Source organism: Aeromicrobium alkaliterrae (assembly GCF_039529015.1).
Taxonomy (GTDB): Bacteria; Actinomycetota; Actinomycetes; order Propionibacteriales; family Nocardioidaceae; genus Aeromicrobium; species Aeromicrobium alkaliterrae.
Genome location: NZ_BAAAME010000010.1, coordinates 159,156 through 182,743, shown reverse-complemented (window position 1 = coordinate 182,743; position 23,588 = coordinate 159,156). Strand labels below are relative to the sequence as shown.

Below are 23,588 nucleotides of genomic sequence, written 5' to 3'. Positions count from 1 at the left end.
TCGCCACGGGCACGGGCCGGCGCGAGGACGTTGAGACCCTCGACGATCACGACGTCGGGCCGGTGCAGGCTCACGACCTCGTCGGTCACGTTGTACGTCAGGTGCGAGTACACCGGCGCCTCGACGTGCTCGGCCCCGGACTTCACGCTCATGATGAAGCGCAGCAGACCCTTGCGGTCGTACGACTCCGGGAACCCCTTGCGGTCGAGGATGCCGCGCCGCTCGAGCTCGTCGTTCGGCAGCAGGAAGCCGTCGGTCGTGACGAGCTCGACGGTCGGCTTCTCGGGCGCGTGGGCCAGCAGCTCACGGATCAGGCGCGCGGTCGTGGACTTGCCGACCGCGACCGATCCGCCGATGCCGATGACGTACGGCGTGCGCTGCGGCTGCGGGTTGCCGAGGAACTTCTCGGTCGCCCGGTACAGGCCCGACGCGGCGCGGATCCGCAGGATCATGAGCTCGGTCAGCGGCAGGTAGACCTGGCGCACCTCCTCGAGGTCGAGCTCTTCGCCGAGACCTCGGACTCGCTCGATCTCGTCCACCGTGAGCGGCAGCGGCGCGTCGCCGGCCAGCATGGCCCAGGCGTCGCGCTCGAGCTCCACGTACGGCGTCAGCTCCCGGGACATGGTGTCCATTGTCACGATGGTCGGACGGAGTGCACCAGTCGGTACCCTGATCGTCATGTGTGGAATCGTCGGATATGTCGGTGAGCGGTCTGCCGTCGACGTCGTCATGGGTGGCCTGCGACGTCTCGAGTACCGCGGATACGACTCCGGCGGCGTCGCGCTCGTGGCCGACGGCACCATCGCCTCGGCCAAGAAGGCCGGCAAGCTCGTCAACCTCGACGCCGAGCTGGAGGCCGCCCCGCTGCCGCACGCCACGACCGGGATCGGCCACACGCGCTGGGCCACGCACGGCGGCCCCACCGACCGCAACGCGCACCCGCACCTGGACGACACGGCCCGGGTCGCGATCGTGCACAACGGCATCATCGAGAACTTCGCCGAGCTGCGCGAGGAGATCGAGCGCTCCGGCCGCGAGCTCGTCAGCGAGACCGACTCCGAGGTCGTGGCCTTCCTGGTCGCCGAGCAGCTCGCCGCCGGCGCCGCGCTGCCCGACGCCGTCCGCACCGTCGCGCGCCGCCTCGAGGGCGCCTTCACCCTCGTGATCTGCGACGCCCAGACCCCCGGCGTCGTCGTCGGCGCCCGACGCAACTCGCCCCTGGTCGTCGGCCGCGGCGACGGCGAGAACTTCCTCGGGTCCGACGTCGCGGCGTTCATCGAGTACACCCGCGAGGCCGTCGAGCTCGGCCAGGACCAGGTCGTCGTGATCACCGCCGACGACATCACCGTCACCGACTTCGACGGCGCGCCCGCCGAGACCACGACCTTCACGGTCGACTGGGACCTCTCGGCCGCCCAGAAGGACGGCTACGAGTGGTACATGCTCAAGGAGATCGTCGAGCAGCCCAAGGCCGTCGCCGACACCCTCCTCGGCCGCCACACGCAGGACGGACGGCTCCAGCTCGACGAGATGCGGCTGTCCGACGACGAGCTGCGCAACGTCGACAAGATCGTCGCCATCGCGTGCGGCACGTCGTACTACGCCGCGATGGTCGCCAAGTACGCGATCGAGCACTGGACCCGCATCCCGGTCGAGGTCGAGCTCGCCAGCGAGTTCCGCTACCGCGACCCGATCCTTGACCAGTCGACGCTGGTCGTCACGATCAGCCAGTCCGGCGAGACGATGGACACCCTGATGGCCATCCGGTACGCCCGCCAGCAGAAGGCGCGCGTGCTGAGCATCTGCAACACCAACGGTTCGACGATCCCGCGCGAGTCCGACGCCGTGATCTACACGCACGCCGGCCCGGAGGTCGCGGTCGCCTCGACCAAGGCGTTCCTGGCGCAGATCGTCGCCTGCTACGTCCTGGGGCTGTACCTGGCGCAGGTCAAGGGGGCGAAGTACGGCGACGAGATCGCCCGCATCCTCGACGACCTCATCGCGACGCCGGCCGCGATCCAGCGGATGCTCGACGAGGCCGACGTCGTCCGCAAGATCGCCGCCGACCTGAACGGTGCGCGGTCGTTCATCTTCCTCGGCCGTCACGTCGGGTACCCCGTCGCGCTCGAGGGTGCGCTGAAGCTCAAGGAGCTCGCCTACCTCCACGCGGAGGGCTTCGCGGCGGGCGAGCTCAAGCACGGCCCGATCGCCGTGATCGAGGAGGGCGTGCCGGTCTTCGTCGTCGTGCCCCCGCCGGGGCGCAACGAGGTGCACGAGAAGGTCGTCAGCAACATCCAGGAGGTGCGGGCCCGCGGAGCACGCACGATCGTGCTGGCCGAGGACGGCGACGAGTCGGTCGTGCCCTACGCCGACCACCTGATCTGGCTGCCGAAGGTCCCCACGCTGCTCCAGCCGCTCGTCGCGACGGTGCCGCTGCAGATCTTCGCGTGTGAGTTCGCGGCGCAGCTCGGCCACGACGTCGACCAGCCCCGCAACCTCGCCAAGAGCGTCACGGTCGAATAAGCCCGCCACCGTGGGGTCGGGGCCGCTGGCGGGGTGCCCCCTTCGAGGCTGGTTCCTCGCACCTCAGGGGGCGGGAAGCCGTCCGTGCCCTGAGGTGCGACGAGGGACGAGGAGCCTCGAAGGGCGCTCCCCGACCACCAGCAGCACTAGTCTGGGGGCATGGCGGTTCACGGGGTCGGGGTCGACGTCGTGGACCTGGCGCGCTTCGCGGAGTCGCTCGAGCGCACCCCCACGCTGCGGCAGCGGCTGCTGACGCCGGCCGAGGCCGAGCTCAGCCTGGAGTCGATGGCCGGCCGCTTCGCGGCCAAGGAGGCCTTCGTCAAGGCGCTCCGGGCGCCCGCCGGCATGTCGTGGACCGACATCGAGGTCGTCGTCGACGACCGGGGTGCACCCTCGTTCGTCCTGTCGGGCCAGGCCGAGGCGCGGGCGCACGAGCTCGGCATCGTGGCGCTGCACCTGTCGATCGCCCACGACGGCCCCGTGGCGACGGCCTTCGTCGTCGCCGAGGTGGCCTGACGATGCTGCACGCGCACGACGTCGCGGCCGTCCGCGCCGCCGAGGAGCTCGCGGCTCGTGACGTCGGCTGGGACGCGTTGATGCAGCAGGCCGCCGACGCGCTCGCAGAGGTCCTGCTCGCCGAGCTGCCGAGCGGCCGCACCCCGGTCTTCCTGGTCGGCCCGGGGAACAACGGGGGTGACGCCCTGTTCGCGGCGGCCCGTGTGCGCGAGCGCGGGTTCCCCGCGAACGTCTGCCTGCTCGACCCCGAGCACGCCCACGAGGCGGGCCTCGCCGCGGCGCGCGCCGCCGGTGTCGGTGAGGTCGACGAACCGCACGGGCACACCGTCGTCGTCGACGGGATCCTGGGCATCGGCGCCCGCGCGGGCCTGAGCGGCCGTGCTGCCGGCTGGGCCGCCTGGCAGGCAGAGACGCGTCCCTACACGGTGGCGGTCGACGTGCCCTCGGGCATCGGTGTCGACGACGGCACGACCCCGGGCCCCCACCTCGTCGCCGACCGCACGGTCACGTTCGGCACCTCCAAGCCGGGCCTGCTCGTCGGGCCCGCTGCCGACGCGGCGGGCACCGTCACGCTCGCCCCGATCGGCCTCGGCCCGTACCTGGGAGAGCCGGTCGTCGAGGCGCTCACGACCGCCGACGCCGGTGTCCTCGCGCCTGCGGTCCCGCACGGCGACGCCCACAAGTACACGCGCGGGGTCGTCGGTGTGAGGGCCGGGTCCACGCAGTTCCCGGGCGCCGCCCACCTGGTCGTCGCCGGCGCCCAGTCGGGTCCGGCCGGCTACGTCCGCTTCGTCGGCGACGACGCGGTCGCGCAGCAGGTCGTCCTGCGGGCACCCGAGGTGGTCCCGGCCGCGGGCCGCGTGCAGGCCTGGGTCGTCGGGCCGGGCGGCGGCGACGACGCAGGCACCCACCTGTCCGCGGCTCTCGCCGACGACGTCCCGGTCGTGGTCGACGCCACGGCCCTGCAGCACCTGCCCGACCACCTGCGCGCCGACGTCGTCCTCACGCCCCATGCCGGCGAGCTCGCCACGCTGCTCGACGTCGACCGCGCCGAGGTCGAGTCCGACCCGTGGACGCACGCCCGCACGGCGTCGGGGCGCTGGGGCGCGACGGTGCTGTTGAAGGGGCGCCGCACGATCGTCGTCGCACCGACCGGACCGACCCGGGTCAACCTGTCGGGCACGGCCTGGCTCGGTACGGCAGGATCGGGAGACGTGCTCTCCGGTCTCCTCGGCTCCCTGCTCGCCTCGGGCCTGCCTCCGCGCGACGCCGCCTCGGTCGGCGCCTTCCTGCACGGCGCGGCGGCCGTCCGCGCCAATCCCGGCGGCCCCGTCACGGCCACGGCCGTCGCTGCCGCGATCCCGGCCGTGCTGGCGGACTTCCTCGCCGGACGCCTCACGGGGGAGCGGGACTGGTGACGCCTCAAGCGTGGGCCGAGGTCGACCTCGACGCCTACCGCCAGAACATCCGCACGCTCGCGGCCCTCGCCCCCGACGCGCAGCTCATGGCCGTCGTGAAGGCGAACGCCTACGGCCACGGCGTCGGCCCGATCGCCCGGGCCGCCCGCGAGGCGGGTGCGGTGTGGCTCGGTGCCGCGACCCTCGACGAGGCGCTGGCCCTGCGGGCCGCCGGCGACGAGGGACCCCTGCTGTCCTGGCTGACGGCGCCGGGCGCCGACTTCGCCGCGGCGGCCCGTCACGACGTCGAGGTCACGGCCTCCTCGGCCGAGCAGCTGGCCGAGATCCTCGCCGCGACCCAGGTCCCGCGCATCCAGCTCAAGGTCGACACGGGGCTCGGGCGCAACGGGGCCTTCGGCGACCAGTGGACCGAGCTCGTCGGCGCGGTGGCGCGAGCGGGCGTCCCGGTGACCGGCGTGTGGTCGCACCTGGCGTGCGCCGACGAGCCGGGGCACCCCGCCAACGACGCGCAGGAGGCCCGCTTCCGCGAGGCCGTGGCCGAGCTCGAGGCTGCCGGCGTCGACCCCGGCCTGCGGCACCTGGCGAACTCGGCCGCCCTGATGACCCGCCCTAGCGCCCACTTCGACCTCGTCCGCGCCGGCATCGCCACCTACGGGCTCCCGCCGGACCCCGCGATGCCGCACGACGTGCCCCTGACCCCGGTCCTGTCGCTCAAGGCCCGGCTCGCCGCGGTCAAGCGGGTGCCCGCCGGCCAGGGCGTCTCCTACGGCTACCGCCACGTCACCGAGCGCGAGACGACGCTCGGCCTCGTGCCGATCGGCTACGGCGAGGGCGTCCACCGCGCCGCCACGGGCCGGGCCTCGGCCTGGTTCGCGGGGCAGCGCGTGCCGGTCGTCGGCACGATCTGCATGGACCAGATGGTCGTCGACCTCGGCGACCTGCCCGCCGAGCGCGGCGACGTCGTGACCCTGTTCGGCCCGGGCACCTCCGGCGAGCCCACCGCGGTCGACTGGGCCGTGGCCTCTGGCACGATCGCGTACGAGGTCGTCACGGGACTCGGCGGCCGCATCCAGCTCGTCCACGGCACCACCACAGAGGGATTCTCATGAAGCGCATCACGACGGCGGCCGTCACCGCGGCCGCCTTCGCCGGCGCGGGCGTCGCGGCCTCGCTGCTGCGACACCAGCGCATCGTCCAGCGACGCCGCCACCTCGGTGGCGACGCGCCCTTCGGCTCCGTGCGCGGCGAGCGGCACACCGTGATCGCGGCCGACGGCGTCGAGATCAACGTCGAGATCGACGAGCCCGACGCCGACGGTGACGACTCCCTCACCATCGTGTTCGTCCACGGCTGGATGTGCGACCAGGACACGTGGCACTTCCAGCGCCTGCACCTGCGCGGCAGCGCGCGCCTGGTGTTCGTCGACCAGCGCGGCCACGGCGCCTCGGGCCCGACCTCGGGCGCCAACTCCGACCTGAGCCACCTCGCCGACGACCTCGCGCGCGTCATCGAGGCGCACGGCAAGGGGCGGGTCGTCGTGGTGGGCCACTCGATGGGCGGCATGTCCACGATGCAGCTCGCGGCCGACCGGCCCGAGCTCTTCGGCGGCACCGTCGTGGGCGTCGTCCTGGTCGGCACGAGCGCCGGCAAGCTCGTCCGTGGCACGCCGGCGCTCGAGCGCCTCGCGTGGTTCGTGCGCCGCTCCGGCCCGGTGCTCGACTGGGGCCGGGCGTTCAACAGCGAGAGCGTGATCCGGCGCTGGGCCGTCGGGCCCGACGCCGACCCGCAGCGGGCGGCGATGGCCGACGAGATGATCTCGCGCGCCCCGTCCCGCGTCATCGCTGACTTCTACCCGAACTTCCCCTCGCTCGACCTGTTCGACGCCCTGTCGACGCTGGCCGACGTGCCGGTGACGGTCGTGTGCGGCACGGCCGACCTGCTGACCCCGCCCAAGCACAGCCGCCGCCTCGCCGAGGCGATCGACGGCGCCCGGCTCGTGCTGGTCGAGGGGGCGGGCCACATGGTCATGCTCGAGGACCCCGACGACGTCGACGAGGCGATCGACGCCCTCGTCGCGAAGGTCACCTGATGCACGCGCTCGACGTCATCGAGGCCGGACCCGAGCACGCCGAGGTGGTGGCCGACATCATCCGCCGCTCCTTCGCCGCGCGCCCCGTCCTCGACCCGCCCAGCACCGCCGTCGACGAGACCGCCGAGTCCGTCGGCGAGGCGCTCGCCACGGCCGGAGGCCTGCTGGTGGAGCGGCGCGGCCGGCCGATGGGCGCCCTGCTGTTCGACGAGTCGCGTCCGGGCCTGCTGGGCCTGCGCCGCGTCTCGGTCGACCCCGAGATCCAGTCGCGCGGCGTCGCCTCGGCGATGGTCGGCGTCGCGGAGGACACCGCGGAGGAGCGGGGCAAGGACGGCATCTGGCTGCACGTCCGCTCCGAGCTGCCCGACACCGTCCGCTTCTGGGAGCGCCGCAAGTACGTCAACACGGGCCGGGGTGGCACGACGCTCCTGGAGTTCGGCAAGACGTTGTGGCTCGCCCGCGAGACGCACACGCCGGAGGACACGCAGGCCCTCGCGGGCCGCCTCGCGACGCTCCTGCGCCGCGGCGACCTGCTGGTGCTCTCGGGTGACCTGGGCGCCGGCAAGACGACCTTCACCCAGGGCCTCGCGGAGGGTCTCGGCGTGCGGGGGCCGATCACGTCGCCGACCTTCGTCATCGCGCGCACGCACCCCAGCACGGTCGACGGTCCGGGCCTCGTGCACGTCGACGCCTACCGCCTCGGCTCGGCCGCCGAGCTCGACGACCTCGACCTCGACGCCTCGGTCGACACCTCGGTGACCGTCGTCGAGTGGGGGCAGGGCATCGCCGAGCAGCTCGCGCCGAACCGTCTGCACGTCCACCTCGAGCGTCGCCACGCGCGCCCGGGCGACCCGCTCGGCACCCGTGACCCGCTCGGCGTCGCGGCGGGGGAGGCCGACGAGCTGGCCGAGTCGCGGGTCCTGACGATCCGCTCCTACGGCCCGCGCTGGCTCGGCGTGCCCCTGCGCTCGACCCTCCTCGGCACCACCGCGTAGCAACCCTGGTGGTGACCGAGCCCCCCTTCGAGGCTCGTTCCTCGCACCTCAGGGGGCGGCAGGTCTCCGGGCCCTGAGGTGCGAGCGAGGAACGAGCGAGCCTCGAAGGGCGCACCTCAGGGGGCGGGGTGGTGACCACCGCGGGTCACCGGCTGAGGGGACCCTCAGCAGCGGACTTGTAGGCTCGGTCCGTGCTCCTGCTCGCCTTCGACACCGCCACTCCGGCCATCACGGTCGCGGTCCACGACGGCACCTCCGTCGTGGCGGAGTCCGGCGGCGAGGGTGCGACGGCGCACGGCGAGCAGCTGGCCCCCGCGATCAGCGAGGCGCTCGCGCAGGCGGGAGCGGTGCCTGCCGACCTCACCGACGTGGCCGTGGGCGTCGGGCCCGGGCCGTACACCGGCCTGCGGGTCGGGATCGTCACGGCCCTGACGCTCGGCGCGACGCTCGGCCTGCGCACCCACGGGGTCTGCACCCTCGACATCGTCGCGGCGCAGGCGGCTGAGGCGTTCGACGGCGAGTTCCTCGTCGCCACCGACGCGCGCCGCCGCGAGGTCTACTGGGCGCGCTACTCGGCCGACGCGCAGCGCCTCGACGGCCCCGCGGTCGACACCCCGGCGGTCGTCCTCGAACGGTTCGGCGACCTGCCCGTCGTCGGCCGCGGCGCCGAGGTGCACGCTGCGGTGCTCGGCGGGTCCCGAGGCCCCCTCGACCCCACCGGAGCGGCGCTGGCCCGCGCGGTCGTCGCCGACCGGGTCGAGATCCTCCCGCTCGAGCCGCTCTACCTGCGTCGCCCCGACGCCGTGCCGCTCGATCAGCGATGACCGCCTCGGTGCTGGTCCGTCCGGCGACGGCGGACGACGTGGCCGGGCTGGTCGAGCTGGAACGCCTGTGCTTCGACGACCCCTGGAGCGAGGGGTCGGTCGCGGGCGAGCTCGCCGCGCCTGACCGGCACGTCCGCATCGCCCTCGGTCAGGACGGCGACGCCGTGCTCGGATGGTCCTCCACGCAGGTCGTCGCCGACACGGCCGACCTGCTGCGGGTCGCCGTGCACCCCGGGGCGCGTCGCGGCGGCATCGGCCGCGTCCTGGTCGACGAGCTGCTGCGGACCGCTGCCACCGCGGGCGCCGAGCGGGTGCTCCTGGAGGTCGCCGCCGGGAACACCGCGGCGCAGGTGCTCTACGCGGGGACCGGGTTCCGCGAGATCCACCGCCGGCGCGCGTACTACGCCGACGGCGGCGACGCCCTCGTCATGGAGCGGGTGCTGTCGTGAACGACCTTCTCTCGGACATCCGCTCGTGGCCGTGGGCCTGGGCCTGGTTGACGCTGTTCGCGATCGTCGTGCTGCGGGCGGGCTCGACCTACGGCATCGGCCGGCTGATCGCCGCCGGGGCCGCCCACGGCCGCGAGCCGAGCGAGCGGCTCCGGTTCGCGATGGACCGGGTCGACCGCTGGGGGCCGCCGGCCGTGACCCTGAGCTTCCTGACGGTCGGCGCCCAGACCGTGATCAACCTGGCCGCAGGCCTCTGCCGGATGACGGTGCCCCGCTACCTCCTGGGACTCGTCCCGGGCGCGGCGCTCTGGGCGACGATCTGGACGACGGTGGGCGCCGGGGTCGTGACCGCCGTCACCCGGGCGGGGCTCTCGGGATGGTCGGTCGTCGGGGCGTGCGCCGCCGTGCTGGCCGTCGTGGTCGTCGTCACGGCCCTCACGGCCCGCCGACGACGGCCCGACGTCGAAACCGTGTGAGACGATGAGGAGTCCGGCCACACGGCAGAACGACGGAAGGTTTCGACGAACACATGGGTAAGACGGTCACGGCCGAGGCGACGCAGACCACGGTGATCCAGAAGATCGTGTTCCCGCCGTCGACGGCCCTCGATGCGGCAGCGCTCTACGTCGACACCGGTGAGGCCATCACGCTGCGCCCGCCGCCGAAGGACCCGTCGGTCCGCAAGTCGAACGACGTCCTGGTCTCGCTGACCCAGGCCGGCGGCGACGCCCACCTGGAGGACTTCCTCTCGCGGCGCTCGATCGTGGTCCGGGCCGGCAACCGCATCTCGCTCGCCTCGATGTTCAACGCCTTCCCGGCCAGCTACTGGCGCCGCTGGACCACCGTCGACTCGATCACCCTGCGCGTGCGCACGAGCGGCGAGGGCTCCCTCCTGCTCATGAAGTCCAACGCTCGCGGCACGCTGCAGCTGCTGGAGTCGCACCGCCTCGAGGGCACCACCGAGACCGTCACCGAGATCTCGCTCGCCCCGTTCGGCGACGGCGGCTGGCTGTGGTTCGACCTCGTCGCCGGTGAGTCCGACCTCGTGCTCGAGGAGGCTGCCTGGACCGCCGAGACCCCGCCGGTCGAGCGTCCCCGCGTCATGATCCAGATGACCACGATGGACAAGCCCGACTACTGCGTCGGCAACCTCCAGCGCCTCGGCGCCGAGCCCGAGGTCCTCGAGCTCGTCGACCAGATCCTGATCGTCGACCAGGGCCGCAAGAAGGTCGCCGACGAGGACGGGTTCACCGAGGCCGCCGCGGCCCTGGGCGGGCGCCTGCGCATCATCGACCAGTCCAACATCGGCGGCTCGGGCGGCTTCGCCCGCGGCATGTACGAGGCGCTGGAGGAGGACTACGACTACGTCCTGCTGATGGACGACGACGTCGAGGTCGAGACCGAGAGCCTGCCGCGCATGGTCGCGATGGCCCAGCTCGCCAAGAAGCCCACCATCATCGGCGGGCTGATGTACGACCTGTACAACCGCTCGATGCTGCACACGCTCGGCGAGGGCATCAACCCGTGGCGGTTCTTCTGGAACAACGCCCACGAGACGATGGAGTACGCGCACGACTTCGCGGCCTCCAACCTGCGCCAGACCCCGTGGCTGCACCGCCGCTTCGACGTCGACTACAACGCCTGGTGGATGTGCCTGATCCCGACCGCGGTGATCCGCGAGGTCGGCCTGGGCCTGCCGGTCTTCATCAAGTGGGACGACGCCGAGTTCGGCGTGCGTGCCAAGGAGCACGGCTTCCCGACCGTCACGATGCCGGGCACCGGCGTCTGGCACGTGTCGTGGGTCGACAAGGACGACACGGTCGGCTGGCAGGCGTACTTCCACGCCCGCAACCGGGTCGTCGCGGCGCTGCTGCACAGCCCGTACGGGCAGGGCGGACGTGTGCCGCGCGAGCTGTTCGCGCACTCCGTGCGTCACCTGCTCTCGCTGCAGTACGGCACCGTCGCGCTGCGCAACCTCGCGATCGCCGACGTGCTCAAGGGCCCCGAGGTCCTGCCGACGCTGCTCGCGACCCGACTGCCCGAGATCCGCGACGAGCTCAAGCGCCACAGCGACTCGCAGATGGTGAGCGACCTCGACGAGCTGCCGCCGCCGGGGATGTCCAAGCCCCCGCGTCGTGGCCGTGCGTTCTCGAAGCCGCCCCGGGCCCTGCTGGCGCCGTGGGCCATGAAGAACTTCGTGCGCCAGGCGTTCGCCGAGGTCGGTGAGGAGCAGGTCGCCCGCCCGCAGGCCCACCTGCCGCACCAGGACAACGCGTTCTGGCGCATCTCGCAGTTCGACTCGGCCCTGGTCTCCAACGCCGAGGGCACCGCGGTCTCCTGGTACCGCCGCGATCCCCGCAAGCTCCGCTCGATGCTCGGCGAGGCGGCCCTGCTGCACCGTCGACTGCACCAGGAGTGGGAGACGCTGTCGCAGCAGTACCGCGCCGCGCTGCCCGACCTGACCTCCCCGGACGCGTGGGGCAAGATCTTCGCCGAGCACACGTCGGCCGACACGCGCTACTGAGGGCACACGCGTCACCACGGTGAACGCGTGTGCACTACGCTCGCGACATGCGTGACATCACGTACCCGCCTGTCATCGTCACGGCCAAGACGCTCTTCAAGGCCCTGGGGATGAGGTTCCAGACCTCGGGCACCGAGCACATCCCTCGTGAGGGAGGCGCGGTGCTGGCGGCCAACCACATCGGCTACGTCGACTTCGTCTTCGACGGCCTCGCCGCGCAGCCCAGCAAGCGCCTCGTGCGCTTCATGGCCAAGCGCGAGGCGTTCGAGGGTCCGACCGGTCGGCTGATGCGGTCCTTCCACCACATCAGCGTCGACCGCGACAGCGGCGAGGAGTCGTACAACACCGCGGTCGAGTACCTGCGTTCCGGCGAGGTCGTGGGCATCTTCCCCGAGGCGACGATCAGTCGCTCGATGGAGATCAAGGAGCTCAAGACCGGCGCGGTGCGCATGGCCGCCGAGGCCGGCGTCCCGCTGATCCCGATGGTCACGTGGGGCACGCAGCTGCTCAAGACCAAGGACCACGAGTCCGACATCTGGGGCCGCGGCAAGACCGTCGCGCTGCACGTCGGTCCGCCGCTCGCGGTCACGGGCGAGGACCCGGTCGCCGAGACCGCGCTCCTGCACGCCGAGATGACCCGCCTGCTCGAGAAGGCCATCACCGAGTACCCGATCAGCCCGGAGGGGCAGTGGTGGGCCCCGGCCCGCTTCGGCGGCCTCGCGCCGACCCCGGAGGAGGCGGCTCGCCTCGACGCCGAGGAGAAGGCCGCCAAGGCGGCCCGCCGCGCGGAGCGCGAGAACGGCTGAGCGCGGAGCGCGAGAACGGCTGAGGGCGCTCCGCGGGGCGGTGAGCTGTCCACCTTTCAGGACCCCCGCCCAGGAGGGGCGGTGAGTCCTCCACCGTATGAGCCGTGTTGCGGTGGAAGACTCACCGCCCTGGGTGGAACACTCACCGCCCACCGGGGCGGACGGCGGACGGGTCGCGGGTTCAGGGTGCGGGGGTCACACTGGGGGAGGACCCTGAGGAGGCACCATGAAGGCCGTCTACGGCAGCACCGTCCTGGCCGAGGCCCCGGCTGACGCGCTCGTGAAGATCGAGGGGAACTGGTACTTCCCGCCGTCGAGCCTGGTCGGCGAGTTCGCCGAGAGCGACACGGCGTACCACTGTCCCTGGAAGGGCGACACCCAGTACTGGGACGTCGGCACCGGCGACGACAAGCTCGCCGACGGCGCGTGGTCGTACCCCGACCTCCTGCCCGGTGCGGTCGAGCGCGTGGGCACGGACTTCGCGGGCTACGTCGCGTTCGACCGCAAGGTCACCGTCTCCGAGTAGCCCCCGGAGCGGGCGGTAGGTGAGCCACCGTTCGAGCCCCTCGAAAGGTGGCTCACCTACCGCCCAGCCCGCGCAGCGCTCACAGGTGGCTGACCTACCGCCCGACGTGGCCAGGTGTGGCGAGGTGGGATGATGGGCGGGTGAGTGAGCCCGTCGTCCTCGGCATCGAGTCGTCCTGCGACGAGACCGGTGTCGGCATCGTGCGGGGCACCGAGCTCCTGGCCCACGTCGTCGCCTCCAGCATGGAGGAGCACGTCCGCTACGGCGGCATCGTGCCCGAGGTCGCCAGTCGCGCGCACCTCGAGGCCTTCGTGCCGACGTTGACCGAGGCGCTCGCCGACGCCGACCTCACGATGGCCGAGATCGACGCGATCGCGGTGACCAGCGGCCCGGGCCTGACGGGCGCGCTGCTCGTCGGCCTGGCGGGAGCGAAGGCCCTGGCGCTGGCGCACGACGTGCCGCTGTACGGGGTCAACCACCTCGCGGCGCACGTCGCGGTCGACCAGCTCGAGCACGGTCGCTTCGACCGCCGGGTCGTCGCGCTGCTCGCGAGCGGCGGTCACTCCGAGATCCTCCTGGTCGACGACATCGCCTCCGACGTCACGCTGCTGGGCCAGACCATCGACGACGCGGCGGGGGAGGCCTTCGACAAGGTCGCCCGTCTGCTGGGTCTGCCGTATCCCGGTGGGCCGCACATCGACCGGGTCGCGGCCGACGGCGACCCGAGGTCCGTGCCGTTCCCACGCGGGCTCACGGCCTCGCGCGACCAGGAGAAGCACCGCTGGAACTTCTCGTTCTCCGGGTTGAAGAGTGCCGTCGCGCGGCACGTGCAGCGCGAGCAGCTCGCCGGGCGCGAGGTCGCCGTCGCCGACGTGGCCGCGTCGTTCCAGGACGCGGTGTGCGACGTGCTGACGGCCAAGGCGGTCGAGGCGTGCCGCGTGCACGACGTCGGCACGCTCGTGATCGGCGGCGGCGTCGCGGCCAACTCGCGGCTGCGCTGGTACGCCGAGCAGCGGTGCGCCGAGGCGGGCCTCGAGCTGCGCGTGCCGCGCCTCGGGCTGTGCACCGACAACGGGGCGATGGTGGCCGCGCTGGGAGCCGAGGTCGTGCGCCGGGGCCTCCCGCCGTCGGCTGCGACCCTGGGCGCCGACTCGGGCCTCCCCGTCACCTCGGTCGTCGCCTGAGCCCCTCAGGGGGCGGGGTGGCGGCGGAAGCGGACGACCCGGCCGGGGGCCGCGTGCGCGAGCAGGTCGGTGTCGGCGTCGAGGACGACCCCGATGACGGGGTAGCCGCCCGTGACCGGGTGGTCGGGGCCGAGCACCACCGGCAGACCCGCCGAGGTCACCTGGACGCTCCCGCGCACGACCGGCTCCGACTCGAGCTCGCCCGTCACGGCCCGCTCCAGCACCGGCCCGTCGAGCCGCACGCCGATGCGGTCGCTGCGCGGCGACACGGTCCACCCGGTGCCCAGCAGGGTTCCGATCGCGGCGGCGGTGAACCAGTCGTCGCGGGGCCCGAGGACGATCCGCACCGTGAGGTCGCCGACGCCCAGGACGCCGGTCTCGATCCGGGTCGTGAGCGTGCGGTCACCCGTCAACCCCACCGGCAGCAGCGTGCCGATCGCTGCCGGCGGCGGGCCGAGCCCCGACAGCACGTCGGTCGCGCGGGAGCCCAGGACCGGGTCGGGGGTCAACCCGCCGGCCACGGCCACGACGCGGCGGACGCCGATCGTCGCGGGCCCGAGGGTGAGCCCCGCTCCCTCCGCGAGGTGCAGCACCTGCCCGGTGTCGCGCGGAACCCCGTCGACGTCGATGGGCCCGGGTGCCCCGGTGACCGCGACGGCCGCGGCGTGGGTCGCGTGCAGGGTCACGGACCCGACGACCTCGAGCACGGCGGCGTCCTCGGGATTGCCGACCAGCAGGTTGGCCTGACGTGCGGCGTTGCGGTCGAACGTGCCCGAGGGCGTGACGCCGAGGCCCGTGCGCCCGGGCCGGCCCCGGTCCTGCACGAGAGCCGATCCGGCCAGGGCCGTCACCCGCAGGCTCATGGGACGGCCTCGAACCGCACCTGCGCCCCGGGCAGCAGGAGGGCCGGCGGGTCGCGGTCGAGGTCCCAGAGCGGGACGTCGGTGCGGCCGAGGAGCTGCCAGCCGCCGGGAGACTCGCGGGGGTAGACGCCCGAGTACGGGCCCGCGAGGGCGACCGCACCGACCGGCACGCGGGCGCGGGGCGTGTCGCGCCGAGGCACCTGCAGCCGCGGGTCGCCGCCCGTCAGGTAGGCGAATCCGGGGGCGAAGCCCGTGAAGGCCACGGTCCACGGGGTGCCGGTGTGCGCCTGCACGACCTGGTCGGGCGTCAGGCCGGTGAGCCGGGCGACCTCCGCCAGGTCCGGCCCGTCGTACGTGACCGGCACGACGACCTCGGACCGCGCCTGGCCGGCGACCTCGCCCGGGGTCGTGCCGCCGATGATGCGCCGGATCTCGGCCGGCACGCCACGCACCAGCACGGTGCGCGCGCCGAGCGTCGCGTCGGTCTGCTCCTGCAGGGCTGCGAACCAGGCCCGCGCCTCGGCGGCGTCGTCGCAGTCGAGCAGCACGGCCCGGTCGCCCGACGGACGCAGCCTCACGCGAACGCCTGCAGGGCGTACCCGGTCTCCTCGAGCTCGGCTCGGACGGCGCGCGTGAGCTCGAGGGCTGCCGGGGTGTCGCCGTGGACGCAGAGGGAGTCGACCTGGGACGCCAGCCGGAGCGCCTGGGCCACCGCTGTCGCGACCTCGGCGTGCACCGCGCCGGGCTCGGAGCGGGGGACCAGCGTGCCGTCGGGCCGGTAGGCGCGGTCGGCGAAGCCCTCCGTGACGACCGGCAGGCCCTCCGCGGAGGCGATCCGCAACGAGGCTGCTCCGGGCAGGCCGAGCAGGGGCAGGCCGTACGGGGCCACGGCCTCCACGACGGCTCGCGCCTGCCGCTCGTCGGCGACGATCGTGTTGTAGAGCGCGCCGTGCGGCTTGACGTAGGCGACGTGGCCGCCGGCCGCGTCCGCGATCTCGGCGAGCAGGTCGATCTGCTGCTGGACCGACTCGACGAGCTCCTCGTCGTCGGGCTCCTGGGGTCGTCGGCCGAAGCCCTCGGGGTCGGCGTACCCGACCTGGGCGCCGATCGCGACGCCCCGCTCGACGGCCCGCGCGCAGGCCTCGACCATGAGGTCGACGCCGCCGGCGTACGCCCCGCAGCACACGTTGGCGCTCGTCACGACGTCCAGCAGGACGAGGTCGTCAGGGCTCTCGGCGACGTCCGCGTTCAGGTCCACCTGCATGCGCCCAGCCTAGGGGCGGGCCCGGGCCTCATCCGCGCAGCGGCTCGACGAGGAACGCCCGGCCCACGCCGTCGACCCGGGTCATGACGATCGTGGCGCTGTGCGGGCCGGTCAGCCGCAGCCGCTTGACGAGCTCCTCGGGCACGACCTGGACACCGCGCTTCTTGACCGTGAGGGTGCCGATCCGCCGCTGCTGGAGGGCCGCCTTGAGCGGCTTCTCGCGGAACGGCAGCTCGCCCTCGACCCTGAACCGGCGGCCGAGGGGCGTGACGTCGCCACGGTCGGCGCTGACGTAGGCGATGTGCGGGTCGAGCAGCCACCCGCCGAGCTCGGCGGCCAGCTCGGCGACGACGCCGGCGCGGATCACGGCGTCGTCGGGTTCGTAGAGGTACGCGCCCACCCCGCCGACGACGGCGGGCTCGTCGCGCAGCGAGAGCGTCGCGCCCGAGGGGAGCAGCGTGGCCCGGCGGCGGGTGCGGGCGAAGGCGGTGCCCCAGAGGCAGCACTCGACCAGGTCGCCGCCGTCGCTGACCCACTCGGCCTCGACGCCAGCCGGGACGTCCGCGTGCGCCAGGCCCGGCATGACCTTCGCGACGGCGCGACCGCGCAGCAGCTCGCGGACCCAGGGCCACGGCGGCTGGAGGTCGGCCGTGCCGAACACGCGGCCGCGGCCCGTGCGGCGGGCCGGGTCGGCGAAGGCCGTCTCGTCGGGCGCGAGGGTCGCCTGCGTCGCGTCGCCGGTCTCGATCGTGCCGTCCAGGCCCAGGGCCGCGAGGTTGGCGCGGGCGATCGCGGCGCGGACGGGGTCCTGCTCGATGCCGCGCACGCGGAGTCCGGCGCGGGCGAACGCGACGAGGTCGGCACCGATCCCGCACCCCAGGTCCACGACCCCGCTGACGCCCGACTCGGCGAGCCGCTGCGCCCGGTGGTCGGCGACGCGGCGGCGGGTGGCCTGCTCCAGCGCGTCGTGCGTGAAGTACAGGTGGGCGGCGTCCGAGCCGAGCTTGGTGGCGGCCTTGCCCCGCAGGTGGTTCTGGGTGACGGCGGCGGCGACCAGGTCGCCGGGGTGCGTCTTGCGGAGCCGGGTGCCGAGGCCGAGGTCGGACTCGATCCCCGCCCGCTCGGCGACCTCCGCCAGCAGCTCCTGGCCCTCGGGCGCGAGCAGTCGCTCGAACGTCGCGAGGTCCACACGCCAACCCTAGCGGGGTGAAGCGGCTCCACAGCCGGTCGAGGTTTCGAGGCTCGCGCCCCAGAGGGCGTTCGCACCTCAACCACCGGTGGTGACGCTCGCACCTCAACCACCGGTGGTGACGCTCGCACCTCAACCGCCGGTGGTGACCACGGCGAGGAGCGCAGCGACGAGAAGCGCCCAGGGCGAGGCCGCCTGCGGCCGAGCCCGACTGAGTGCGAAGCGGAGCGAGCACGTGGCGCTGGCACTCGCGTTCCCCGAGTGCCAGTGATCTGCTAACGTCAGAACTGGCACTCTCACCATGAGATTGCCAACCGTGCACGGCACCCGCGACGACGTGCACACCACCCGCATCCGACTCCACTCAAGACACAACGGGAGGTCGACGTATGTCGACGATCAAGCCGCTCGAGGACCGTCTCATCATCAAGACGAGCGAGGCCGAGCAGACCACCGCGTCCGGACTCGTCATCCCGGACACCGCCAAGGAGAAGCCGCAGGAGGGTGAGGTCGTGGCCGTGGGCCCCGGTCGCATCGACGACAACGGCAACCGCGTCCCGCTCGACGTCGCCGTCGGCGACAAGATCATCTTCAGCAAGTACGGCGGAACCGAGATCAAGCACGCCGGTCAGGACTACCTGATCCTCTCGGCGCGCGACATCCTCGCCGTCATCTCCTGATGCGCTGACGCCCCGGTCCGCCCCCACCTCCGGTGGCAGGGCGCCGGGGCTCTCGCGTCTCCTCCACTTTTCCGCTCTCCCAGAAAGGCATCCAGATGCCCAAGATCCTGGAATTCGACGAGGACGCCCGCCGCTCGCTCGAGCGCGGCGTCGACAAGCTCGCCGACACCGTCAAGGTCACCCTCGGCCCCAAGGGCCGTTACGTCGTGCTCGACAAGAAGTGGGGCGCCCCCACGATCACGAACGACGGTGTCACCGTCGCCCGTGAGATCGAGCTCGACGACCCGTTCGAGAACCTCGGCGCGCAGCTCGCCAAGGAGGTCGCCACCAAGACGAACGACGTCGCCGGTGACGGCACCACCACGGCCACCGTGCTGGCCCAGGCGATGGTCCACGAGGGCCTGCGCGCCGTGGCCGCCGGCGCCAACCCGGTCGGGCTCAAGAAGGGCATCGAGAAGGCCGTCGCGGCCGTCGTCGAGAAGCTCCACGAGACCGCCCGCGCCGTCGACGACGTCAAGGACATGACGGCCGTCGCCACGGTCTCGAGCCGTGACGCCCACATCGGCGAGCTCATCGCCGAGGCCTTCGACAAGGTCGGCAAGGACGGCGTCATCACGGTCGAGGAGTCCAACACCCTCGGCACGCAGCTCGAGTTCACCGAGGGCATGCAGTTCGACAAGGGCTACCTGAGCCCCTACATGGTGACCGACACCGAGCGCATGGAAGCCGTGCTCGACGACCCGCTGATCCTGCTGCACGCCGGCAAGATCTCGTCGGTCTCGGACCTGCTCCCGCTGCTCGAGAAGGTCATCGCCGCCGGCAAGACGCTGTTCGTCATCGCCGAGGACATCGAGGGCGAGGCGCTCAGCACGCTCGTCGTCAACAAGATCCGTGGCACGTTCACGTCGGTCGCGGTCAAGGCCCCGGCCTTCGGCGACCGTCGCAAGGCGATCCTGCAGGACATCGCGACACTCACGGGCGCCACGGTCGTCACGCCGGACGTCGGTCTGAAGCTCGACTCGGTCGGCGTCGACGTGCTGGGCACCGCCCGCCGCATCGTCGTGACCAAGGACGGCACCACGATCGTCGACGGCGGCGGCGACTCCGCCGAGGTCTCCGGCCGCGTGTCGCAGATCAAGTCCGAGATCGACCTGACCGACTCCGACTGGGACAAGGAGAAGCTCCAGGAGCGTCTCGCGAAGCTCGCCGGCGGCGTCTGCGTCATCCAGGTCGGCGCGGCCACCGAGGTCGAGCTCAAGGAGAAGAAGCACCGCATCGAGGACGCCGTCTCGGCGACCCGCGCGGCGATCGAGGAGGGCATCGTCCCCGGTGGCGGTTCCGCCCTCGTCCACGCCGTCGCGGTGCTCGAGGGCGACCTCGGCCTGACCGGTGACGAGGCCTTCGGCGTCCGCATCGTCCGCAAGGGCGCCGACGCCCCGCTGGAGTGGATCGCCCGCAACGGCGGCGCCGCCGGCGAGGTCGTCGTCAGCAAGGTCCGCGAGTCGGGCCAGGGCTACAACGGTGCGACGGGTGAGTACGGCGACCTGCTCGCGCAGGGCATCCTCGACCCGGTCAAGGTCACGCGCTCCGCGCTGGCCAACGCCGCGTCGATCACTGCGATGCTCCTGACGACCGAGACCCTCGTGGCCGACAAGCCCGCCGAGGACGACGACGCGCACGCTGGCCACAACCACTGACGCGTCTTCTCGTTCGACCTAGGACGGCCCGTTCCCCGCGTGGGGGACGGGCCGTCCGTCGTCTCGTCACCCGATGTGACGAAGATCGGTCCGTGCCGTGGTCCGCGATCGACTAAGGGCAGGGTAACCTTCCCGACATGAAGACACGTTCCATCGTCGGCGGCATCGTCGGCGCCCTCCTCCTCCTGCCCCTCGCCGCGTGCGGCTCCGACTCCGGATCCGGCTCCGACGGTGGCGGCGACGGCAACGTCGACCAGACCGACGGCATCGACACCGACCTGCCCGACGGCGGGCCGCAGCGCATCGTGGCGCAGAGCACCGTCGCCGCCGCGCTGACGCAGCTCGGCCTGGGCGACCGCATCGTCGGCACGTTCGGCCCGCTCAACGGCCCCGACGGCGGCGTCGACAGCCAGGCCAACGGCCTCGACCCGGAGTCGGTCACCGACGTGACCGGCGCGGGCGACTACGGCGACATCGACGAGGAGAAGGTCGCCGAGCTCGACCCCGACCTCGTGATCACCTCGAGCTACCTCGAGGGCGACTACTGGTACATGGCCACGAACATCCACGACAGCCTCGCGAAGCGCTACGACATCGTCGCGGTCAGCTACGACGGCCTGGACCTGGTGGAGCAGCTCGACGCCGTCGAGGAGCTCGCGGGTGAGCTGGGTGCCGACCTGGAGAGCTCCGAGGTCACCGACGGTCGCGCCGCGTTCGAGGCCGCCTCGGCGACCGCCACGACGCTCGGCCAGCAGCTGACCGCCGCGGGCAAGACCGCCGTCGCGGTCTCGGGCTCGACCGACTCGTACTACGTCTCGAACCCGGCCGTCTCGGCCGACCTGAACTACTGGGTCGAGACCCTCGGACTGCCGATCGTCGTCCCGGACAACCCGGACCCGCAGGGCTACTTCGAGACCCTGAGCTGGGAGGAGTCCGACAAGTACAACGCCGACCTCGCGCTGTACGACGACCGTCAGGGCGAGGCCGGCCTCGAGGCCCTCAAGGCGCAGCCGGTCTTCGCGACGATCACCGCCGCGCAGAACAACGCGTTCACGCCGTGGACCTCGGTCTACCCGGCGACCTACGCGGAGGCGGCGACGCTGCTCAACCGGTTCACGACCGCGGCGCAGGGACTGCTCTGACCCATGGTGCGCACGCCCGGCTTCCTCGCCGACCAGGTCATGAAGTCGGCGCACGCCGCCACCCTCGTGAGTCGTCGCGACCTCGGGCACGGGCTCCTCGAGCTCGTGCTCGGGTCCGACGACTTCCGGGGGGCCTCGTTCGTCCCCGGTGACTCCACCGCGTTCCGCACGGGGCGCACGGAGTTCCGGCACTACACCCCGGCCCGGCTCGACGCCGAGCGCGGCGAGCTGTCGATCATCGTCCACAAGCACGGGTCGGGTCCGGGCGAGGAGCTCATCCTCGGCTGGTCCGACGGCGACCCGGTGGCGGTGTGCCAGTGGGGCTCGAAGAAGAACTTCCGCTGGGAGGACGGCAGCAACCCGGTCCTCGTGGTCGGCGACGCGACCGTCATCAGCCTGGTCATGGCCTTCGGCGACCGCGCCGCGGCGGAGGGTCGCCCGTTCTCGGCGCTGCTCGAGGTCGAGCCGGGCGACGTCGAGGCGACGCGTGAGCTCGTCCCTGCTGCGACGGTCGTGGCGCGCGACGGCGCCCACGGGCTCGTGGCCGAGGCGTGGCTCCAGCGGCACGCGGGCGAGCTCGACCCGGCCAGCACGGTCTACCTCGCGGGCCACGGCCAGTCGATCCAGCGTCAGCGTCGGGTGCTGCTCGACCTGACCCCGATCGACCGCCGAGGCATCCGCACCCAGCCGTACTGGGCGGACGGCAAGACGGGCCTCTGACCCCTCCCACGCAGGGACGGGGCGGGGAGCCGGAGATCACCCTCGCCCTGGCAGGAGCGGCTCGCGGGCGCGCGTACCATGGCTCCATGAGCGGTGGCATCCCCGACAAGTTCCAGACGCTGGGCCTGACCTACGACGACGTCCTGCTGCTGCCGGGCGAGACCGACGTCATCCCGAGCGAGGTCGACACGACCGCGCGGCTGACGCGTGAGATCTCCCTGCGCATCCCGCTGCTGTCCAGCGCGATGGACACCGTCACCGAGTCGCGCATGGCGATCGCCATGGCCCGCGAGGGCGGCATCGGCATCCTGCACCGCAACCTCTCGATCGAGGACCAGGCCTACCAGGTCGACCTCGTCAAGCGGACCCAGACCGGCATGATCCCGAACCCCATCACGATCGGCCCGAAGGCCACGCTCGAGGACCTGGACGCCAAGTGCGGCGAGTACCGCGTCTCCGGCCTGCCGGTCGTCGAGGAGGACGGCACGCTGATCGGCATCATCACGAACCGCGACCTGAGGTTCACGCCGGTCGCGGAGTGGGCCAGCACGCTGGTCGGCGACGTCATGACCGAGATGCCGCTCATCACGGGACCCGTCGGCATCACGCGCGACGAGGCCCAGTCGCTCCTGCGCCAGCACAAGCGCGAGCGCCTCCCGATCGTCGACCCCGAGGGCAAGCTCGCGGGCCTCATCACGGTCAAGGACTTCGTGAAGTCCGAGCAGTTCCCGCTCGCCAGCAACGACTCCTCGGGTCGTCTGATGGTGGGCGCCGCGGTCGGCTTCTTCGGCGACTCCTGGGAGCGGGCCAACCAGCTCCGCGAGGCCGGCGTCGACGTGCTGGTGGTCGACACCGCGCACGGCCACGCGCGCCTGCTGCTCGACATGATCCGCCGCATCAAGGCCGACTCGGCGTTCGACGGCGTGCAGATCATCGGCGGCAACGTCGCCACGCGCGACGGCGCGCAGGCGCTCGTCGACGCCGGTGTCGACGCGGTGAAGGTCGGCGTCGGGCCCGGCTCGATCTGCACGACCCGCGTCGTGGCCGGCGTCGGCGTCCCGCAGATCACCGCGGTGTACGAGGCGTCCCTGGCGGCGGCCCCGGCCGGCGTTCCGGTCATCGCCGACGGCGGCCTGCAGTACTCGGGCGACATCGCCAAGGCCCTCGTCGCCGGCGCCGACACCGTCATGATCGGCTCGCTGCTGGCGGGCTGCGAGGAGAGCCCGGGCGACCTGGTCTTCGTCAACGGCAAGCAGTACAAGACCTATCGCGGCATGGGCTCGATCGGGGCCATGGCCTCGCGCGGCAAGAAGTCGTACTCCAAGGACCGCTACTTCCAGGCCGACGTCACGAGCGACGACAAGATCGTCCCCGAGGGCATCGAGGGCCAGGTCGCGTACCGCGGGCCGCTCGGCGCCGTCGCCCACCAGCTCGTGGGCGGCCTGCACCAGTCGATGTTCTACGTCGGCGCCCGCACGATCGACGACCTGCAGACCAAGGGTCGCTTCGTGCGCATCACCTCGGCCGGTCTGAAGGAGTCGCACCCCCACGACATCCAGATGACCGTCGAGGCCCCCAACTACGCCGGTCGCTGAGCCTTGACCTCCGGTGGTTGAGGTGCGAGTGCCCGCTAGGGCGCGAGCCTCGAAACCCTGGTCAGGCCTCGGGTCGAGCCCACCACGGTTTCGAGGCTCAGGCGCCAGAGCGCCTTCGCACCTCAACCACCGGTGGTTGAGGTGCGGTGCGCTGTGATCGGCGACCGCTGGGGCGTCACCGACGGTGAGACCCGGCTGACCTACGGGTGCGACGCGTTCGTCGTCGATCCGACTCTGGAGGCCTGGCGTGGCGCGAGCGTGGCCGCTGACCCGGCGACCGTGTGGTCGTGGGTCCGGCAGATCCGTCTCGCGCCGTACTCCTACGACTGGATCGACAACCTCGGCCGCCGGTCGCCGCGCGAGCGCTCGGACCTCCCCGATCCGCAGGCGGGTGACCCGTTCACCGCGTCGGCGGGGCGCAGCCTCGGCCGGGTCCTGGCCGTCGATCCCGGTCGCGAGCTGACCGCACGCATCATGGGCGTGGCGATGTCGTACCTCGTGGTCCCGCAGGACGGCGGCGGTACCCGTCTGCTGCTGAAGCTCGCCGGCCGCCCGCCTCGCGGCACCGCGACGCTGGTGTGCCT

The 23,588-nt window shown here is 72.7% G+C and carries 23 protein-coding genes; 18 read left to right on the top strand and 5 right to left on the bottom strand.

Annotation, left to right across the window (positions count from 1 at the left end):
* Positions 1–632, bottom strand: a 632-nt coding sequence (gene coaA, locus ABD127_RS18090) for a type I pantothenate kinase (RefSeq protein WP_344204040.1), incomplete at its 3' end; no start/stop codon positions are given.
* Between the two features lie 46 nt (positions 633–678).
* Between coaA and glmS the strand changes: the two genes are divergently transcribed.
* The 13 genes from glmS to tsaD all read left to right on the top strand — a co-directional run bounded on the left by glmS (position 679) and on the right by tsaD (position 13,854).
* Positions 679–2,523: a glutamine--fructose-6-phosphate transaminase (isomerizing) gene (glmS, locus tag ABD127_RS18085; RefSeq protein WP_344204038.1), complete on the top strand. Its 1,845-nt coding sequence runs from the start codon at positions 679–681 to the stop codon at positions 2,521–2,523.
* A 159-nt stretch (positions 2,524–2,682) separates the two neighbouring features.
* Entirely contained in the window at positions 2,683–3,039 is a 357-nt protein-coding gene (locus tag ABD127_RS18080) for a holo-ACP synthase (protein ID WP_344204037.1), read from the top strand.
* 2 nt (positions 3,040–3,041) lie between these two features.
* Positions 3,042–4,457 (top strand): NAD(P)H-hydrate epimerase, encoded by a 1,416-nt coding sequence (locus ABD127_RS18075; RefSeq protein WP_344204035.1) that lies wholly within the window; start codon positions 3,042–3,044, stop codon positions 4,455–4,457.
* Positions 4,454–5,566: an alanine racemase gene (gene alr, locus ABD127_RS18070; protein WP_344204034.1), complete on the top strand. Its 1,113-nt coding sequence runs from the start codon at positions 4,454–4,456 to the stop codon at positions 5,564–5,566. Before ABD127_RS18075 ends, alr begins: the two co-directional genes overlap by 4 nt.
* Entirely contained in the window at positions 5,563–6,546 is a 984-nt protein-coding gene (locus tag ABD127_RS18065) for an alpha/beta fold hydrolase (RefSeq protein WP_344204033.1), read from the top strand. The genes alr and ABD127_RS18065 overlap by 4 nt, the downstream gene beginning before the upstream one ends.
* A complete protein-coding gene (gene tsaE / locus ABD127_RS18060; RefSeq protein WP_344204032.1) occupies positions 6,546–7,541 on the top strand; it encodes a tRNA (adenosine(37)-N6)-threonylcarbamoyltransferase complex ATPase subunit type 1 TsaE in 996 nt (331 codons plus the stop codon). The genes ABD127_RS18065 and tsaE overlap by 1 nt, the downstream gene beginning before the upstream one ends.
* 191 nt (positions 7,542–7,732) lie before the next feature.
* A complete protein-coding gene (gene tsaB / locus ABD127_RS18055; RefSeq protein WP_344204031.1) occupies positions 7,733–8,365 on the top strand; it encodes a tRNA (adenosine(37)-N6)-threonylcarbamoyltransferase complex dimerization subunit type 1 TsaB in 633 nt (210 codons plus the stop codon).
* Positions 8,362–8,814: a ribosomal protein S18-alanine N-acetyltransferase gene (gene rimI / locus ABD127_RS18050; protein WP_344204030.1), complete on the top strand. Its 453-nt coding sequence runs from the start codon at positions 8,362–8,364 to the stop codon at positions 8,812–8,814. The genes tsaB and rimI overlap by 4 nt, the downstream gene beginning before the upstream one ends.
* Positions 8,811–9,290: a DedA family protein gene (locus ABD127_RS18045; RefSeq protein WP_344204029.1), complete on the top strand. Its 480-nt coding sequence runs from the start codon at positions 8,811–8,813 to the stop codon at positions 9,288–9,290. The genes rimI and ABD127_RS18045 overlap by 4 nt, the downstream gene beginning before the upstream one ends.
* 53 nt (positions 9,291–9,343) lie before the next feature.
* The gene (locus ABD127_RS18040) at positions 9,344–11,338 is read left to right on the top strand and encodes a glycosyltransferase (RefSeq protein ID WP_344204028.1); all 1,995 of its coding nucleotides are present in this window, start codon (positions 9,344–9,346) and stop codon (positions 11,336–11,338) included.
* A 47-nt stretch (positions 11,339–11,385) separates the two neighbouring features.
* Entirely contained in the window at positions 11,386–12,144 is a 759-nt protein-coding gene (locus tag ABD127_RS18035; RefSeq protein ID WP_344204027.1) for a lysophospholipid acyltransferase family protein, read from the top strand.
* A 226-nt stretch (positions 12,145–12,370) separates the two neighbouring features.
* Positions 12,371–12,670, top strand: a complete 300-nt coding sequence (locus ABD127_RS18030; RefSeq protein WP_344204025.1) for a DUF427 domain-containing protein — start codon at positions 12,371–12,373, stop codon at positions 12,668–12,670.
* A 140-nt stretch (positions 12,671–12,810) separates the two neighbouring features.
* Positions 12,811–13,854: a tRNA (adenosine(37)-N6)-threonylcarbamoyltransferase complex transferase subunit TsaD gene (gene tsaD / locus ABD127_RS18025; protein WP_344204024.1), complete on the top strand. Its 1,044-nt coding sequence runs from the start codon at positions 12,811–12,813 to the stop codon at positions 13,852–13,854.
* A gap of 5 nt (positions 13,855–13,859) precedes the next feature.
* On the opposite strand, the gene ABD127_RS18020 is transcribed toward tsaD, so the two are convergent.
* From ABD127_RS18020 to ABD127_RS18005, 4 genes are read right to left on the bottom strand one after another with little or no spacing between them, the layout of a single operon-like run.
* The gene (locus ABD127_RS18020) at positions 13,860–14,717 is read right to left on the bottom strand and encodes a 5-oxoprolinase subunit C family protein (RefSeq protein ID WP_344204023.1); all 858 of its coding nucleotides are present in this window, start codon (positions 14,715–14,717) and stop codon (positions 13,860–13,862) included.
* Positions 14,714–15,295 (bottom strand): 5-oxoprolinase subunit B family protein, encoded by a 582-nt coding sequence (locus tag ABD127_RS18015; RefSeq protein ID WP_344204022.1) that lies wholly within the window; start codon positions 15,293–15,295, stop codon positions 14,714–14,716. Before ABD127_RS18015 ends, ABD127_RS18020 begins: the two co-directional genes overlap by 4 nt.
* Positions 15,292–15,981: a 5-oxoprolinase subunit PxpA gene (locus tag ABD127_RS18010; RefSeq protein WP_344204021.1), complete on the bottom strand. Its 690-nt coding sequence runs from the start codon at positions 15,979–15,981 to the stop codon at positions 15,292–15,294. Before ABD127_RS18010 ends, ABD127_RS18015 begins: the two co-directional genes overlap by 4 nt.
* A gap of 28 nt (positions 15,982–16,009) precedes the next feature.
* On the bottom strand, positions 16,010–17,170 hold the full coding sequence (locus ABD127_RS18005) for a class I SAM-dependent methyltransferase (protein WP_344204020.1): 1,161 nt from the start codon (positions 17,168–17,170) through the stop codon (positions 16,010–16,012).
* Between the two features lie 389 nt (positions 17,171–17,559).
* Between ABD127_RS18005 and groES the strand changes: the two genes are divergently transcribed.
* The 5 genes from groES (at position 17,560) to guaB (ending at position 23,004) form a co-directional block, all read left to right on the top strand.
* Positions 17,560–17,850, top strand: coding sequence for a co-chaperone GroES (gene groES, locus ABD127_RS18000; RefSeq protein ID WP_344204019.1), 291 nt, complete (start codon positions 17,560–17,562; stop codon positions 17,848–17,850).
* A 95-nt stretch (positions 17,851–17,945) separates the two neighbouring features.
* Positions 17,946–19,547, top strand: coding sequence for a chaperonin GroEL (gene groL, locus ABD127_RS17995; RefSeq protein ID WP_344204018.1), 1,602 nt, complete (start codon positions 17,946–17,948; stop codon positions 19,545–19,547).
* A gap of 137 nt (positions 19,548–19,684) precedes the next feature.
* Positions 19,685–20,689, top strand: coding sequence for an ABC transporter substrate-binding protein (locus tag ABD127_RS17990; RefSeq protein ID WP_344204017.1), 1,005 nt, complete (start codon positions 19,685–19,687; stop codon positions 20,687–20,689).
* Positions 20,690–20,692: 3 nt separating this feature from the next.
* Positions 20,693–21,409, top strand: coding sequence for a siderophore-interacting protein (locus ABD127_RS17985; protein WP_344204016.1), 717 nt, complete (start codon positions 20,693–20,695; stop codon positions 21,407–21,409).
* A gap of 86 nt (positions 21,410–21,495) precedes the next feature.
* On the top strand, positions 21,496–23,004 hold the full coding sequence (gene guaB, locus ABD127_RS17980; RefSeq protein WP_344204014.1) for an IMP dehydrogenase: 1,509 nt from the start codon (positions 21,496–21,498) through the stop codon (positions 23,002–23,004).
* The last annotated feature ends 584 nt before the right edge of the window (positions 23,005–23,588 follow it).